Origin of the sequence: Rhizobium sp. ERR 1071 (assembly GCF_007828675.1) — a bacterium.
Lineage (GTDB): Bacteria > Pseudomonadota > Alphaproteobacteria > Rhizobiales > Rhizobiaceae > Rhizobium > Rhizobium dioscoreae.
Genome location: NZ_VITM01000021.1, coordinates 47684 through 62927, shown reverse-complemented (window position 1 = coordinate 62927; position 15244 = coordinate 47684). Strand labels below are relative to the sequence as shown.

At 60.1% G+C, this 15244-nt stretch carries 13 protein-coding genes; 8 read left to right on the top strand and 5 right to left on the bottom strand.

Annotated features, from left to right (window positions below; genetic code table 11):
• Nucleotides 1-359: 359 nt before the first annotated feature.
• Complete coding sequence (locus FBZ99_RS32410) at nucleotides 360-566, top strand: hypothetical protein (protein WP_092720247.1); 207 nt, start codon at nucleotides 360-362, stop codon at nucleotides 564-566.
• Between the two features lie 65 nt (nucleotides 567-631).
• On the opposite strand, the gene FBZ99_RS32405 is transcribed toward FBZ99_RS32410, so the two are convergent.
• Together FBZ99_RS32405 and FBZ99_RS32400 are read right to left on the bottom strand one after the other, a co-directional pair.
• Complete coding sequence (locus FBZ99_RS32405; protein WP_113420967.1) at nucleotides 632-1984, bottom strand: ATP-binding protein; 1353 nt, start codon at nucleotides 1982-1984, stop codon at nucleotides 632-634.
• Nucleotides 1985-1987: 3 nt separating this feature from the next.
• Complete coding sequence (locus FBZ99_RS32400; protein WP_092720253.1) at nucleotides 1988-2707, bottom strand: response regulator; 720 nt, start codon at nucleotides 2705-2707, stop codon at nucleotides 1988-1990.
• A 361-nt stretch (nucleotides 2708-3068) separates the two neighbouring features.
• Here FBZ99_RS32400 and FBZ99_RS32395 point away from each other — a divergent pair, with 361 nt between their 5' ends.
• From FBZ99_RS32395 to FBZ99_RS32375, 5 genes are all read left to right on the top strand, one after another.
• Entirely contained in the window at nucleotides 3069-3869 is an 801-nt protein-coding gene (locus FBZ99_RS32395) for a pseudouridine synthase (RefSeq protein WP_145637232.1), read from the top strand.
• A 12-nt stretch (nucleotides 3870-3881) separates the two neighbouring features.
• Entirely contained in the window at nucleotides 3882-4565 is a 684-nt protein-coding gene (locus FBZ99_RS32390; RefSeq protein WP_113354111.1) for a phosphoribosyltransferase, read from the top strand.
• Between the two features lie 143 nt (nucleotides 4566-4708).
• On the top strand, nucleotides 4709-5653 hold the full coding sequence (locus tag FBZ99_RS32385; RefSeq protein WP_113354180.1) for a phosphoribosylaminoimidazolesuccinocarboxamide synthase: 945 nt from the start codon (nucleotides 4709-4711) through the stop codon (nucleotides 5651-5653).
• Between the two features lie 349 nt (nucleotides 5654-6002).
• Nucleotides 6003-7472, top strand: coding sequence for an efflux transporter outer membrane subunit (locus FBZ99_RS32380; RefSeq protein WP_113354112.1), 1470 nt, complete (start codon nucleotides 6003-6005; stop codon nucleotides 7470-7472).
• 707 nt (nucleotides 7473-8179) lie between these two features.
• On the top strand, nucleotides 8180-9061 hold the full coding sequence (locus FBZ99_RS32375; protein ID WP_145637229.1) for an SH3 domain-containing protein: 882 nt from the start codon (nucleotides 8180-8182) through the stop codon (nucleotides 9059-9061).
• A gap of 227 nt (nucleotides 9062-9288) precedes the next feature.
• Here FBZ99_RS32375 and FBZ99_RS32370 read toward each other — a convergent pair whose 3' ends face one another.
• The 3 genes from FBZ99_RS32370 to FBZ99_RS32365 form a co-directional block, all read right to left on the bottom strand.
• Nucleotides 9289-9531, bottom strand: coding sequence for a DUF982 domain-containing protein (locus FBZ99_RS32370; RefSeq protein ID WP_095433530.1), 243 nt, complete (start codon nucleotides 9529-9531; stop codon nucleotides 9289-9291).
• A gap of 232 nt (nucleotides 9532-9763) precedes the next feature.
• Nucleotides 9764-9886, bottom strand: a complete 123-nt coding sequence (locus FBZ99_RS33830; protein ID WP_281408420.1) for a hypothetical protein — start codon at nucleotides 9884-9886, stop codon at nucleotides 9764-9766.
• An 86-nt stretch (nucleotides 9887-9972) separates the two neighbouring features.
• Complete coding sequence (locus tag FBZ99_RS32365; protein ID WP_069615327.1) at nucleotides 9973-10161, bottom strand: hypothetical protein; 189 nt, start codon at nucleotides 10159-10161, stop codon at nucleotides 9973-9975.
• Between the two features lie 338 nt (nucleotides 10162-10499).
• Here FBZ99_RS32365 and FBZ99_RS32360 point away from each other — a divergent pair, with 338 nt between their 5' ends.
• Nucleotides 10500-12920 (top strand): transglycosylase domain-containing protein, encoded by a 2421-nt coding sequence (locus tag FBZ99_RS32360; RefSeq protein ID WP_113501697.1) that lies wholly within the window; start codon nucleotides 10500-10502, stop codon nucleotides 12918-12920.
• A 397-nt stretch (nucleotides 12921-13317) separates the two neighbouring features.
• Complete coding sequence (gene dnaK / locus FBZ99_RS32355; protein ID WP_113354116.1) at nucleotides 13318-15237, top strand: molecular chaperone DnaK; 1920 nt, start codon at nucleotides 13318-13320, stop codon at nucleotides 15235-15237.
• Nucleotides 15238-15244 lie beyond the last annotated feature (7 nt).

Below are 15244 nucleotides of genomic sequence, written 5' to 3'. Positions count from 1 at the left end.
CGGGCTTATAGACCCCCCAACCCGATATAGTCAACACTCCAACTGTAAAAATTCTGACATTTTTGTAAGTGATTGAATTAAAAAGGGGATTTGTGGGGCTGGACGGAAAACAGATGGTTTTTACCTCAAAAGCTGCAAAAATCTTGTCCGGAAGGTCAAATTTTGCGCAGGCGTCAGAATCTGAAGACGTTCTCCTATTATGCGCCCTACGCATCAATTAAAGCCCGTCCTTTCAAGCAACCGAACGACAGATCGGGTTTCTGGGCAAATCCCTCGACCGCAAGCCTCAGAAAAACCAAGATTTTCCCTAAGGTTTCTGCTATGGTTGAGGCCAGATATAAAGGGGAAGGGAGGAAACAATGCATACTACAAGACCGGAAAGCATTATCGAAGTCAGCTTCGACAGCGCCAATGGCCGCCGTGCGCTCGGTATTATGAGCATGCGCCAGGCATTGGATCTGCCCGACCTGCCGAGCTTCACCTATACGCATCCTGATCCGCAGAAGGCGGCGGCTGGCATTGTCTTGAGCCGGCAAGAGCTGCAGAGCTTCCTGACCTGCCATTGAGCAGGCCGCCTTGCATAACGCGTCGATCGTGCCCGGCGCGATCGACACTTAAGTGACGCCTGTCTTCAGGCCGCTCTTCTTTCCATTACCGCCAGCGGCAGCAGGACGACGGCATTCAGGCCGCCTCCTTCGCGGTCTTCCAGACAGAGTGTGCCGCCATGCGCATCGAGAATCTGGCGGACGATCGCCAAGCCGAGCCCGCTGCCACCGAGATCGCGATTGCGCGATTCCTCCAGCCGCACGAAGGGTTCGAGGACCCCTTTGCGTCGCTCTTCCGGGATGCCCGGTCCGCGATCGCCGACAACGATGGCGGCGTGATCGCCACGACGCTTGGCGACAATATCGGCCCGGCCACCATAGCGCAGCGCATTGTCGATAAGATTGTCGAGTACCCGTACCAGAGCGGTCTCGGTCATCGTCACACCGATCGGCTGCCCGATCGGCGCAAAACCCACGAGGCCCTGCCCGTCCTGCCGCTCCTCAAGGTGACCTCGAATGGCCGCATCGAGATCGACGATGGTCTTGCCATCCGAAACGACGGTGCTGCGGGCAAAGCCGAGCGCATCCTCCACCAGCCGCTGCATGGCCTCGACATCCGCGATCGCCCGCTCTCGATGCGGCGTGTCGGGCATCATTTCCATGCGCAGGCGGAAGCGGGTGAGATAGGTCCTCAGATCATGCGAGATCGCTCCGAGGATCAGGGTACGATTACTGACCAGGGCGGCGATGCGCAGCTGCATGGCGTTGATCGCCTTGATCAGCATGCGCAGCTCGCAGGCACCCCTTTCGGGAATATGAACCGGCTGCAATCCGTTGCCTATCGAATTGACGGTTCGCGACAGGCGCGTCAACGGCCGGGTTTCGCGCGCCACCGCGGCAATGGCGATGACCGCGACCAGCATGCCGAGAATGCCCGAGATAAGGCCGATGGGAATTCCGCGCAATCGCACGGTCGGGGTCTCGGGAAGATTGAAGACCGCAATCTTGCCGCCGGCGACGCCGATCGACACTTCCATGATCCGGTCCGGCGCACCAACCGAGAACCAGCCCTGCGGTCTTTCCGACAGCGAGCGCATGTTGAAGTAGCGGTTGCCGAAGGCGATGTTGGCGAATTCACGCGCCAGCTTGCCGGTGAGCGTCAGATCCGAAGTCTCGCTCTTCTCACCGGCTGCCGGCGCATCGGCGAGCCGTATCGCCAAACCATTGGCATGCAGCGCCCGCACGGCGATCGGCTGCGCCTCAGGCGGAACGGCATCGAGAAGACGGACCGCCGTCTTGACCTGCATGGCCGGCGACAGCTCCGGATTGAACGGCGTATCCGGCTTGAGCTGCGCGGCAACGAAAGCCGCAAGCTGGATGATGAACAATGCCACGGCGACGATCATGATGATGCGGGCGACGAGACCGAGTTTCAGCATGGCTCAGACATCTTTCACGTCCATTGTGAGGAGATAGCCGGCGTTGCGCACGGTGGTGATGATATGGGCGCCATCGGGCAGGCAATGGCCGAGCTTGGTGCGCAAGCGGGAGACCGTGACATCGATGGTGCGATCGAAAGGATCGGCACCGCGGCCGCGCGTCCAATCGAGCAGTTGCTCACGCGACAGCACACGGCGCGGCCTTTCGAGGAAGCAGACGAGCAGATCGAATTCGGCCGTCGTCAGATGCACGACGCGCTCACCGTCCATCTCGATCACCCGGCCATCAAGGTCGACCGTCAGCCCCGCAAAGCTCTTTCTCCTCGACGGACGGCTGATATCTTCCGGCCGCTCCGGGCCGGAACGGCGGAGGATGGCGCGGATGCGCGCCAGGAGCTCGCGCGGATTGAAAGGCTTGCCGAGATAATCGTCGGCCCCCATTTCGAGGCCGAGGATGCGGTCTATGTCTTCCGTTTTTGCCGTCAGCATGAGGATCGGTACCTTGCTGCGGGCGCGGATACGACGGCATGCCGACAGGCCGTCTTCGCCGGGCAGCATCAGATCGAGGATAATCAGATCAGGAAAGCCCTTGGACAAAAGGCGATCCATGGCAGCGGCGCTGTCGGCCGCCTGCACGGAAAAACCCTCACGGCTCAGGAACTCTTCCAGGAGCGCCCGAATCTCGCGGTCGTCCTCGACCAGAAGCAGCGATGCGGAAACCATGGCTCTTCCATGCGGGGCGAGAGGCGGTCTTGGCAACAGGGAAACGGCCGCCGTTACAAACTGTAACAAATTTCCCTTCTTTTGAAAAATCCCAGCAAAAGAAGCAGTGCAGTTTCTCTGCAACCGCGATCCCTCCGGAGCGAATGGCGGCAGCCACGTTGCCGTCTACCCGACCCCATCGCCCGCTCCGGTCCGCGACAGGGCTCGCATCCATGAAATGCGAGCCCTGTCTGCCTTTCAGACCGGCCTTTCCGATCCTGCCTCGACAATGCGATTTGCGTCCGGTTCGCTGCCATGCGAAAGGATTGTGCTCCACCGGCTCCATGCCGGGCCACGGCAACAAGCACATGAGGCAAGACGGGTGAGCCAACGGCAATCACCGCAGAGATTCGGCAGGGCGGCGAAAGGCAGGCCGGAGCCAGAGGGCAAGCGCGTGACCTTGCCGCGGGCGCTTTCCAAGCTCGGCTATTGCTCCCGCACCCAGGCAGAGGCGCTGATCGCGGCCGGCCGCGTGAGCGTGGACGGGCGCAAAGTGTCAGATCCCGCCATCTGGGTCGATCTCGAACATTCGAAATTCGCGGTCGACGGCACTGAAATCGCTGCAGAGAAAAAACTCTATTTCATGCTGAACAAGCCGCGCGGGCTGGTGACCACCCGCGATGACCCTGAAGGGCGGCCGACGGTCTATGATTGCCTGAAGGAGATCGATGCCCGCCACCTCGCTCCGATCGGGCGACTGGACAAGGCGAGCGAGGGGTTGCTGCTCTTTACCAATGATACGGTGCTGGCGCAGGCCCTGCTCGATCCGGTCAGCCATGTCGGCAAGACCTATCATGTGCAGGTCGACCGGATCATGGATCACGAGCAGCTTTCGCGCATGGAACGCGGCATCATCGACGATGGCGAACTGCTGACCGCCAGTTCCGCCCGCCTCCTGCGCAGCGGCGATCGCAATGGCTGGATCGAGGTGGAGCTGAAGGAGGGTCGCAACCGTCAGATACGGCGCATGCTCGAGGCGCTGGGCATCGAATGCCTGCGGCTGGTGCGCGTCGCCTTCGGCGATATCGCGCTCGGCGATCTGCCGAAGGGGGCCGCTAGAGCCCTGACCGAGGCAGAGATCCTCGGGTTGCACCGGCGCGCAGGAATGAAGATCAACAGATAGAGGCAGGCTGCCATGCAACCCCATGACTTCTGGCAGGAGCTGCATGCGCCTGACACGTTCGATCCCATGGCGGAGCGCACGGATTTTCATGTCGCCGAATTGCCGGACGGGCGTCAGCTGCGTCTGCCGATCCGGGTGCTTGCCGATGGCGAACACGCGCTGGCATCGCTGATCGTCAACCAGGCAAGCTTCACCGTGCTGGAAGCTCTGGCGGAGGCGCTTGCGGAGCGGATAGCAGCTTATGATATCGATGTCGTCGCCGGCTTGCCGACCCTCGGCCTGACGCTGGCAGCAGCAGTTGCCCGAGCACTTGGCCATGCGCGTTACGTGCCGCTCGGGACATCGCGCAAGTTCTGGTATCGCGACGAACTGTCGGTCACGCTTTCCTCCATCACCACGCCGAACCAGGAAAAGCGTCTTTATATAGATCCGCGCATGTTGCCATTGCTGCAAGGCAAACGCGTGGCACTCATTGACGACGTCATCTCCAGCGGCGCGTCGATCGTTTCCGGACTTGCTCTCCTGGCGTCCTGCAATATCGAGCCTGCCGTGATCGGCGCGGCCATGCTGCAATCCGATCGCTGGCGGGATCGTGTCGATCTGAACGGGAAGCGATGGAGCGAGAGGATCGTCGGCGTGTTTTCGACACCGATCCTCGAGCAGGGTGAAAACGGTTGCTGGCGCCGGCCGGGCTGACACTTTTCGCGCCGGCGACCCGACGAATGGAGCCGTTTCCGTATTATTATATGTGAAAACCGTTCCGATTCCGGCTGCAATGCGCTAAGGGTCCGCTCAAGAAGCATCCGCCGTGCGGATGCACGAACCTGTTGGTGGACGCGTTGCGAATTCTCTCCGAAGCCCATTTCCCCGAATTGCCCAACTACTATCGCGGCAAGGTGCGCGAGAATTATGATCTGCCCGATGGCAGCCGTATTATTATCAGCACCGATCGGTTGAGCGCCTTCGACCGCATCCTTACCTGTATCCCCTACAAGGGTCAGGTGCTGACACAGACGGCGCGCTACTGGTTCGAACAGACACGCGATATCTGCCCGAACCATGTCATCGACTATCCGGACCCGAACGTCGTCGTCGGAAAGCGGCTGAATATCCTGCCCGTCGAGGTCGTCGTTCGCGGCTATCTCGCCGGCACCACGGGCACATCGGTTCTGACGCTCTATAAAAAGGGTCAGCGCGAGATGTATGGCATCACGCTCCCGGATGGCATGCGCGACAACCAGATCCTGCCCGAGCCGATCATCACGCCGACGAGCAAGGAATTCGACGGCGGCCACGATGAGCCGCTGACGCCGACCCAGATTATCGAGCACGGGCTTCTGACAAAAGAGCAATGGCAGACGCTGACACATTATGCTTTTGCCCTGTTCGCACGCGGGCAGGACATCGCCCGCAAGCGCGGGCTGATCCTCGTCGATACCAAATATGAATTCGGAACCGACGAAAACGGCACCATCATCCTTGCCGACGAGATCCATACGCCCGACAGCAGCCGCTACTGGCTGGCCGACAGCTATGATGACAGATTCGAAAAGGGCGCGCGCCCGGAAAGCTTCGACAAGGATTTCGTCCGCGCCTGGGTCACCGAGCGCTGCGATCCTTACAAGGACGAGATTCCGGAGATTCCGAGCGACCTCATCGAACAGACGTCCAAAGTCTATATCCGCGCCTATCAAGCAATCACGGGCATGTCTTTCGTGCCTGACGATCGCGGCGCGACACCGCTTGACCGGGTTCGCGCAAGCCTCGCCCGCTACTTCCCGTAAGGACAGTCCGAACGGACTTTTAACTGGAGCGATTCTGCGAAGCAACTCCCTTGAGTTGCGGCGTGCGCCTATTTTTGGCTACGCTGCAGCCTTGAGTGGTGGGCAAAAGGGTATGTTTTTTGCAACACCTTAGATTTTTTTTAACGGCACGCTGATATTTCGGCCGATCCCACATATGTTCGCAGCCGAGAATTCGTAAAAGCCACTGTGCTATTGCAAAACTCATTGCTAGATTGACGCCGACCGCTTCGGGTCATTGTTTGTGTTGCGTAAGACTGGAGCGCCAGCATATGGGGTCACGTCGATCCCGAAAAAAACTGATCAGTAAATTGAATTGTGGGACAATGTGATGGTTTCCATTCGTACTGCCGCCCCCGCCCTGCTGCTTGTTTTGGCAGGCTGCGTCAGCGGCCCAGACCATAAGCCACCGGAAATGCCTCTCCCGGCCAAATTCTCGGAGGGCGGTACGAAGGCGAACGGCGATATCGCCGGCTCGCAATGGTGGACTGCTTTCGGCGATTCCAAGCTGAATGCCTTCGCCGCACAGGGACTTGCCCAGAACCTTACCATCCAGCAGGCACTGGAACGTATCAACCAGGCAGAAGCTGCCGTCGTCACGGCAGGTGCAGGCGGCCTCCCGAGCCTTACCGTCTCCGGCGACAACACGACCAGCGGCCAGAAGGGTGGCTCGAGAGTATCAAGCTCAGCTGGACGACGGAACACGACGACGGGCACTGCTTCGGCTTCCTGGCTGCTCGACCTGTGGGGTCAGTATCGCCGTGCAACGGAAAGCGCCAACGCCTCGCTCGACGCCGCCTACTCGACCGTCGACGTCCAGCGCCTGACCTATCTGCAGGATCTCGCCAACAGCTACGTCAATGCCCGGTATTATCAGAGGCTCATCTCGATCGCGCAGGAAAACCTGAAATCGCGGCGCGATACTCTTTCGCTGACCAAGTTCCAGCTCGAAGCCGGTGCGGCATCACGTCTTGATGTGGTTCAGGCGGAAGGCCTCGTCAATCAGACGCTGGCTCTGGTGCCTGGTTATGAAATCAGCTATCGCCAGCAGGTGCATCATATTGCAACGCTGCTCAACGTTCCTTCATCGACGATCATCGCGCAGATGCAGGGTAGCGGCAGACAGCCGGTGTTCCGCGGCAGCGTCCGCAGCGGCGTTCCGGCAGACCTGATCCGTAATCGTCCGGATATTCGCGTGGCAGAGCGCACCCTCGCAGCTTCGACGGCCCAGATTGGCGTTGCCGAAGCCAAGCTCTTCCCGTCGATCACGCTTAGCGGCTCGATTTCGCCGACCTACATCCATACCTCATCGGCGAGCGGTGGTCTGACCACCTGGTCCTTCGGCCCGTCGCTGAACCTGCCGATCTTCGATGGCGGCGCCCTGCGCGCTGGTGTCAAGAGCGCTGAATCGACAAGCCGTGAGAACTATCTCGCCTGGCAGCAGACGGTGCGAGAAGCTGTTGAACAGGTTGAAAACGCGCTATCCGCAGTTGCGCGTGACGCACAGACGGTCGCCGCGCTGCAGGCTCAGGTCAAGTCCTATCAGGAAGCCCTGCAGCTCTCGACGGCAAGCTATAAGGACGGTGCATCCTCGCTGCTCGACGTTCTCGACGCACAGCGCAACGTGACCGCAGCCCAGCAGAGCCTGGCGCAAGCCATTCAGCAGAGCGCCCTCGACTACATCTCGCTGAACGTCGCGATCGGCGCAGGCTATGTGCCGGCCGGCAAGGCGACCATTGCCGCAGGGCCGACCAGAGCCAAAGCCGAGGCCATTAAGGTTGCGGCCAAGAAGACGAACTAAGCACATTGACCGGGCTACGCCTGGTCTTATCGCTTAAACCGAGAACCGCCGCGGGAATCTGTGGCGGTTTTCTTTTGAGCGCAAGGAAATGGCGAAAATGAAAATGGCGTGCTACGCTTCCGCGAACACGCCATCACCAAAAACAAAAAAGGCCGGAATGATCCGGCCTTTCGCCATCCGCCTTCGCATCAGTGCCAGTACATCCGTGGTCAAAGGCAAGGGCGGAACTGCAGCCAGATTGATCATGAAAGGTCAACGAAGAGTTAACGCTGCTTCCATGATATCGACGGACCAAACGGCTCGCTTTCCAGCGCGCCAGCGCCCATCGGCTGCATGACTGGTTCGTATATCGGCGTCCAAGGTGTCAATTTCAAGGCCGCTTTTTAGATTCTTCGAAAAAACTCTTGAGGCAGCCGACGCTGCCACATCGGTAACGCCGAGGAAGGCAAAGTGAACCTTGTCAAAAAGACTCGCAGCTTTTCAGTTTCGAGCTGATGCCGTTCAAGCTGCATTCATGCAATTACTACTACAATACATGTAAAGATTGAAGAGGCACCATGGAATCCTGTCAGATTCCGTGCAGCACCAGGCCTTTGTCTTGCCGAAATTGGAAAGTCTTACCGAAGAGCGCCGGGGTAGGCGCACGACAGCGGAACAGGCACCAGCCGGCGATTTCGCGGTATGGGTGCGCAAAGGGAGAGTAATCTATGAGATTCAAGATTCTTGCGGCGGGCATTCTGGCGGCGCTCGTGGCGCTGCCAGCCATCGCGGAAGCGGCAGAAGGCTTTGCCACCGCGAACGTCAACATGCGGTCCGGTCCGAGTACCGCCTATCCGGCAGTGACGATGATCCCCGTCGGTGTGCCGCTTCAGATCAATGGCTGCCTTAACGATACGCCATGGTGCGATGTTTCCTTCTATGGCGGCCGCGGATGGGTTGCGGGTCGTTATATCCAGGCAACCTATCAGTCACGCCGCATCTATGTCGGTCCGCAATATTACCGCCCGCTTGGCATCCCGACGGTGGTCTTCAACTTCGACGACTACTGGGGTCGCTATTATCGCGGTCGCGACTTCTATCGTGACCGCGACCGCTGGCGGCGCGGCCCGGGCTGGGTCGATCGCCGCCCCGACAGCGGCTGGGACCGCAATCCTCCAGGCTGGGATAGCGGGCCGAACCGCAATTGGGACCGTCGCCCGGATCGCAATCGCGATTGGGATCGCGGATCGGACTGGAATGACAGACCGGACCGCAACTGGGATCGCCGGCCCGACCGTGATCGCGACTGGGACAGGCAACGCGACGGCAATCGCGACTGGGGCAGACAGCGCCCGGACAACAACCAGGATTGGGGTAACCGGCCGGATCGCCAGCGCGACAACAATCGCCCTGACAATAATCGTCCGGACAACCGCCCGCGTCCGGAACCGCAGCAGGCTCAACCGCAACCACAGCCGCAGCAGCCGCCGCAGCAGGCCAATCCGCGGCCGAATGCAGGCGAGCCGGGGCCTTATAGCCCTGACCACAGGGATCCATGCCCCGCATCGGAGCCCAATTGCCGGATGTCCGTGAGAGGCTCGAACCGCTGACGGCCAGACCTGCGACCGCCTGAAAAACCAAAAGGCCGGCGACTTTGAAAGTCGCCGGCCTTTTGGTGAGATTGCATCGCCTCCGAGGAGAACGCGCTCACCATCGTACGGGAGCTGCATTCAAGAGATGCTTTCGTGGAGGAGACGCGCTCAAACTCTCGACTTCTGCCGCGCTTCCGGCGGTTCGCAAGATTTGGGCGGTTGATTCGCGATGATAGCGGCATGCTTCAATGCATCTTGAGATGCGCTTCCCGCGTCGCCGAGATGAACATTTCCCGTGCCTCTTCGGCGGACTTGCGGCCGTCGATGGCAGCCCGGCAAAGGCTTCTTGCCGCCACGTAGAGTGGACCGCGCCGGTCAGGCCAGAGATTGGCCATGCAATTGAGGGCCTCGGACGGGCCTGTCACGACCTGGAACGTACCCTGAGCAAAACCGATCTCGATTGGATTGCTCCATTTGATGTGTCGCATGAACACTCCTCCTCACGCGCTACCAATTGCTTGGAACCGCCCTGCAAGACGGCCACATGTCAATACTATAACCTTGATCAGCCCATTCGAAAATATGGAAGATTGCAGGCGCCGCGCGAAGTATCGACGCATCCGGATCGTAGCCTCGCTCCGCATGAAGGCAAGCGAGGCGCTGTCCTGAGATTTTAGGAGAACGGACATGGTTGCGGATAACGGAAGCCGCACGGGCGATCTATTTTTCACGTGCGATCCGCCTTGCCTCATCCGGCGAAAAACCGGCGCGGCGTGCAAGCCGTTCGAGGCCGAACATCCGGTCGATCTGGTCGACCAGCCACAATTCGAAACGTTTCCACATCGGCATAGCCTCCTCCGCTGCGAATCCCTCGGTCGCAGCAGCCCACGAAACATCGCGCCGGCCTGCCAAATCCTTTCAGCGACCCATCAACGGAATTGGGGCGGCCTTTGCGCGTTTGAGAGCAATTCTTGCTTTGTTGCGAAGTCGCCAAACAGCTTTTTCAGCCGGGCTTCCTCCTCCTTGCAAATCCGATGACGCCGGACGAAATCCTCGACGCTCCAGACCTCGCGCAACTTGCTCTCTTCAACTTCCTCTATCTTCAGCAATGAACTCATGGGTTCGCCCTCTATCGTTTTTGTGAGGGGATAATGCTCTGGATGGCGAAAAGTTCCCTGCACACGCTTGGCAGGCGCCGGGCGAAGGCAGCGGCAAGCGGATCGGAATGTTCTTAATCCCTCCTTAAATCGCCGCATTTACAGTTCAGGCGGGACTTGATGTCTTCACGAGCGGTGCGTGGACGAATAGCGGGTTGCTCCGCCTTGAAAGCCAATGAGGGTTTTCGAGGTCGCGCGCCGACCAGGCGACGGATCAAGCTTAAAGATTTCTACCGCTCCCGTAATCAGCCTGATAGAAGACATGGAATACAAGGGCACCGAGGTACGACCGGCCGGCAATGGCAGATAAGAAGAAATCACGCCAGAGGATAGAACCATCCTTTTCCAGCGGCCGGGAACGCATCGAGGACGGATTCAATGCCGGGGAGCGCATCGTCGGCAACAGGCGCTCGGCCAAGAAATATTCGTCTTCTTCCAAAACATACTATGAAGAGCCGGAACCCGACGAAGATGAGGATGAAGACGACGAGGATGAACCCGTGGTCGAAAAGCCTCGCCGCACCCGTGCCAGCAGCCGCCGCAAACCGGCACGCCGTGCGCGGCCGCGGCGCGGCTTCTTCGGCTTCATCCGTTCGACGATCTACTGGGGCCTCGTGCTTTGCCTCTGGGCCGGCATCGGCCTTGCCGGTCTCGTCGCCTATTATGGCTCGCGCATGCCGAGCGCCAGCACGTGGTCGATCCCAGAGCGGCCACCGAACGTCAAGATCAACGATCTCGACGGCAGCCTGATCGCCAATCGTGGCACGACGGGCGGCGAAGCGGTCGCGCTCGGCGACATGTCCCCCTATATCCCGGAAGCCATCATCGCCATCGAGGATCGGCGCTTCTATTCGCATTTCGGCTTCGACCCGATCGGCCTTGCCCGCGCCGTCGTGACCAATGTGGTAACCGGGCACGCCGTCCAAGGCGGCTCGACGCTGACGCAGCAGCTTGCCAAGAACCTATTCCTCTCGCCGGACCGCACGCTGGAACGCAAGGTGCAGGAAGTGCTGCTGGCGCTGTGGTTGGAGCACAAGTACACCAAGGATCAGATCCTGACGATGTACCTAAACCGCGTTTATTTCGGCTCCAACGCCTATGGCGTCGAGGCTGCCTCGCGGCGCTACTTCAACAAATCGGCAAAGGACGTCAATCTCGGCGAAGCCGCCATGCTCGCTGGTCTGGTCAAGGCCCCCTCGCGACTGTCGCCGGCCCGCGATCCGGCCGCCGCCGAGGCCCGCGCGCAGCTCGTTCTGCAGGCGATGCACGACCAGGGCTTCATCAGCGAATCCGACATCAAGACGGCGATGGCGCAGCCCCCGACCCGATCGAAGAGCTATTGGAGCGGTGCCGAGAATTACGTCGCCGACATGGTCATGGACCAGTTGCCGAAGCTGATCGGCGGCGACGTCAAGGAAGACCTGATCGTCGACACGACGCTCGACATGTCGCTGGAGGAAAAGGCCGAGAAGGCGCTGAGCGACGTGCTCGAAAAGGAAGGCAAGAAGCTCAACGCCTCGCAGGCCTCGCTCGTCTCCGTCGATGCGACGGGTGCCATCCGTGCGCTGGTCGGCGGCCGCGACTATGCGCAGAGCCAGTTCAACCGTGCCGTGACGGCCAAGCGCCAGCCTGGCTCCGCCTTCAAGCCCTTCGTCTATACCGCGGCGCTTGAGATGGGCCTGACGCCGAATTCGATCCGCAACGACATGCCGGTCAAGATCGGCAACTGGGCGCCTGAGAATTACGAGCAGCGCTACAGCGGCCCGGTGACGCTGGCAACTGCGGTGGCTAAATCGCTGAACACCGTTGCCGCGCAGCTCGTCGCCGAAGTCGGGCCGGATCAGGTCATCAAGGTTGCCCGCAGGCTCGGCATTGAATCCGACCTGCAGGCCAATGCCTCGATCGCGCTCGGCACCTCGGAAGTATCACTGCTGGAGCTCACCTCCGCCTATGCCACCTTCATGAACGGCGGCTACAAAGTGGCTCCGCATGTCATCACCAAGGTGACGACCGCCTCCGGCAAGGTGCTCTACCAGGCCAATACAGACAATCCGGAGCGCGTCCTGAACCCGGATATTGTCACGAACATGAACGCCATGATGGCCGGCGTCATCGCCAATGGCACCGGCAAGGCTGCACGCATTCCCGGCTGGCAGGCGGCCGGCAAGTCAGGCACGACCCAATCCTTCCGCGACGCGCTCTTCGTCGGCTTCACCAGCCATCTGACCACGGGCGTCTGGTTCGGCAATGACGACGGCAAGTCGATGCGCAAGGTGACTGGCGGCGGGCTGCCGGCGAAAGCGTGGAAGGAATTCATGGTCGCCGCCCACAAGGGCATCACGCCGACGCCGATCTTCGGCGGCGGCCAGATCATCGACAACGGCCTGCCGATGGCGCAGACGGGACCGAACGGCGATCAGCCGACCACCATCGGCAACATCATCTCCGGCGTCGCCGATGGCGGACAGCCCGTGCAGCAGCCGACCTTGCAGCAAAGGCCGTCGCAGCAGCCGATCCAGCCGCAGATCGTCAACCAGACCGCCGCCAACGACGATCCGCAAGATTTGCCGCCGGCAAATCTTGCCGACGACACCAATCCCTACAGCTCCAACCCCTATGATAGCGATATACCGCCCGCCGATGTTGGCGAAAGCGGCGCTCCGGTCGCCACCACACGGTCGCACCGCTCGTCGCTGCTCGACGTCATCCTCGGCCGATAAAATTGCAATTTTGCGCTTACAGCGCCGCGCGTCATATATCGCGCGCAAAGGCCGCCGCAGCCCTTCATATCTGCTGTATAATTTTTTCCCTAAATCGATCCCGATTTAAGGAATCATGCAGCAGACGCTTGCATGGCCGCGGCAAGGCTGCTCTGATACGCGGTCGTGTCAAATCCGCTGATCCCCGGCGCATACGGGACCACGTGGAATTTGGGCGACAAACCATTTGTTTTGCTGGATTTCAGGCGATTTCCTGCCTTGCAGTCAGTAAAACCGCTACTTATATACGCGGCATCACCGCAGTCATGGCTGCGCAATCCTCAAGACCATCCCGTAAGGGGCTGTCAATGGAATGCCTGACAGGGGTTCCGATAGCTTGCTTCAAGGAGAGAATGACATGGCAAAAGTAATTGGTATCGACCTTGGAACGACAAATTCCTGCGTCGCCGTCATGGACGGTAAGGACGCAAAAGTGATCGAAAATGCCGAAGGCGCCCGGACCACCCCCTCCATGGTTGCCTTCACCGACGATGGTGAACGTCTCGTCGGCCAGCCTGCCAAGCGCCAGGCTGTCACCAACCCCACAAATACCCTCTTCGCTGTCAAGCGCCTCATCGGCCGCCGCTACGAAGATCCGACCGTCGAGAAGGACAAGCACCTTGTTCCCTTCAACATCGTTCGGGGCGACAATGGTGACGCCTGGGTCGAAGCCAACGGCAAGGGCTATTCGCCCGCTCAGATTTCCGCAATGATCCTTCAGAAGATGAAGGAAACCGCCGAATCCTACCTCGGCGAAAAGGTCGACAAGGCCGTTATCACCGTTCCCGCATACTTCAACGACGCTCAGCGCCAGGCAACCAAGGATGCCGGCAAGATCGCTGGTCTCGAAGTTCTGCGTATCATCAACGAGCCGACGGCTGCAGCACTCGCTTATGGCCTCGACAAGAAGGACGGCAAGACCATCGCCGTTTACGACCTTGGCGGCGGCACCTTCGATATTTCCATCCTCGAAATCGGCGATGGCGTCTTCGAAGTGAAGTCGACCAACGGCGACACCTTCCTCGGCGGTGAAGACTTCGACATGCGTCTCGTCGAATACCTCGTTGCCGAATTCAAGAAGGACAACGGCATCGACCTCAAGGGCGACAAGCTTGCCCTGCAGCGTCTGAAGGAAGCTGCCGAAAAGGCCAAGATCGAGCTGTCGTCTTCGCAGCAGACCGAAATCAACCTGCCCTTCATCACGGCAGACGCCACCGGCCCGAAGCACCTGACGCTGAAGCTGACTCGCGCCAAGCTGGAAAGCCTGGTCGACGATCTCGTCCAGCGCACCATCGCTCCGTGCAAGGCAGCGCTGAAGGATGCCGGCGTTACCGCTGCTGAAATCGACGAAGTCGTTCTCGTCGGCGGCATGAGCCGCATGCCGAAGGTACAGGAAGTCGTCAAGCAGCTGTTCGGCAAGGAGCCGCATAAGGGCGTCAACCCGGATGAAGTCGTCGCACTCGGCGCAGCCATCCAGGCCGGCGTTCTGCAGGGCGACGTCAAGGACGTTCTGCTCCTCGACGTGACCCCGCTGTCTCTCGGCATCGAAACGCTGGGCGGCGTCTTCACCCGTCTGATCGAACGCAACACGACGATCCCGACGAAGAAGTCGCAGACCTTCTCGACCGCCGACGACAACCAGTCGGCCGTGACCATCCGCGTTTCGCAGGGCGAGCGTGAAATGGCTGCCGACAACAAGCTGCTCGGCCAGTTCGACCTCGTCGGCCTGCCGCCGGCACCGCGTGGTGTTCCGCAGATCGAAGTCACCTTCGATATCGACGCCAACGGCATTGTTCAGGTTTCGGCCAAGGACAAGGGCACCGGCAAGGAACAGCAGATCCGCATCCAGGCTTCCGGCGGTCTCTCCGATGCCGACATCGAGAAGATGGTCAAGGATGCGGAAGCCCATGCCGCTGAAGACAAGAAGCGTCGCGAAGGCGTTGAAGCCAAGAACCAGGCCGAAAGCCTGATCCACTCCAGCGAGAAGTCGCTGAAGGATTACGGCGACAAGGTCAGCGAAGCCGATCGCACCGCGATCTCCGACGCGATCGCAGCGCTGAAGACGGCGACCGAAGCTTCCGAGCCGGATGCCGAAGACATCAAGGCCAAGACCCAGACGCTCATGGAGGTTTCCATGAAGCTCGGCCAGGCGATCTATGAGGCCCAGCAGGCGGAAGCCGGTTCCGGTGATGCCTCGGCAGCAGGCGGCAAGGACGATGTCGTCGATGCCGATTACGAGGAAATCAAGGACGAAGACGACCGCAAGCGGTCTGCATAAGCGCGAA

Coding starts and splice junctions, on each gene's coding strand:
- FBZ99_RS32400 (WP_092720253.1), bottom strand. CDS start 2,707: ATGGTTTCCGCATCGCTGCTTCTGGTCGAGGACGACCGCGAGATTCGG.
- FBZ99_RS32380 (WP_113354112.1), top strand. CDS start 6,003: ATGGTTTCCATTCGTACTGCCGCCCCCGCCCTGCTGCTTGTTTTGGCA.
- FBZ99_RS32370 (WP_095433530.1), bottom strand. CDS start 9,531: ATGCGACACATCAAATGGAGCAATCCAATCGAGATCGGTTTTGCTCAG.
- dnaK (WP_113354116.1), top strand. CDS start 13,318: ATGGCAAAAGTAATTGGTATCGACCTTGGAACGACAAATTCCTGCGTC.
- FBZ99_RS32375 (WP_145637229.1), top strand. CDS start 8,180: ATGAGATTCAAGATTCTTGCGGCGGGCATTCTGGCGGCGCTCGTGGCG.
- FBZ99_RS32405 (WP_113420967.1), bottom strand. CDS start 1,984: ATGCTGAAACTCGGTCTCGTCGCCCGCATCATCATGATCGTCGCCGTG.
- FBZ99_RS32410 (WP_092720247.1), top strand. CDS start 360: ATGCATACTACAAGACCGGAAAGCATTATCGAAGTCAGCTTCGACAGC.
- FBZ99_RS33830 (WP_281408420.1), bottom strand. CDS start 9,886: ATGTGGAAACGTTTCGAATTGTGGCTGGTCGACCAGATCGACCGGATG.
- FBZ99_RS32360 (WP_113501697.1), top strand. CDS start 10,500: ATGGCAGATAAGAAGAAATCACGCCAGAGGATAGAACCATCCTTTTCC.
- FBZ99_RS32390 (WP_113354111.1), top strand. CDS start 3,882: ATGCAACCCCATGACTTCTGGCAGGAGCTGCATGCGCCTGACACGTTC.
- FBZ99_RS32365 (WP_069615327.1), bottom strand. CDS start 10,161: ATGAGTTCATTGCTGAAGATAGAGGAAGTTGAAGAGAGCAAGTTGCGC.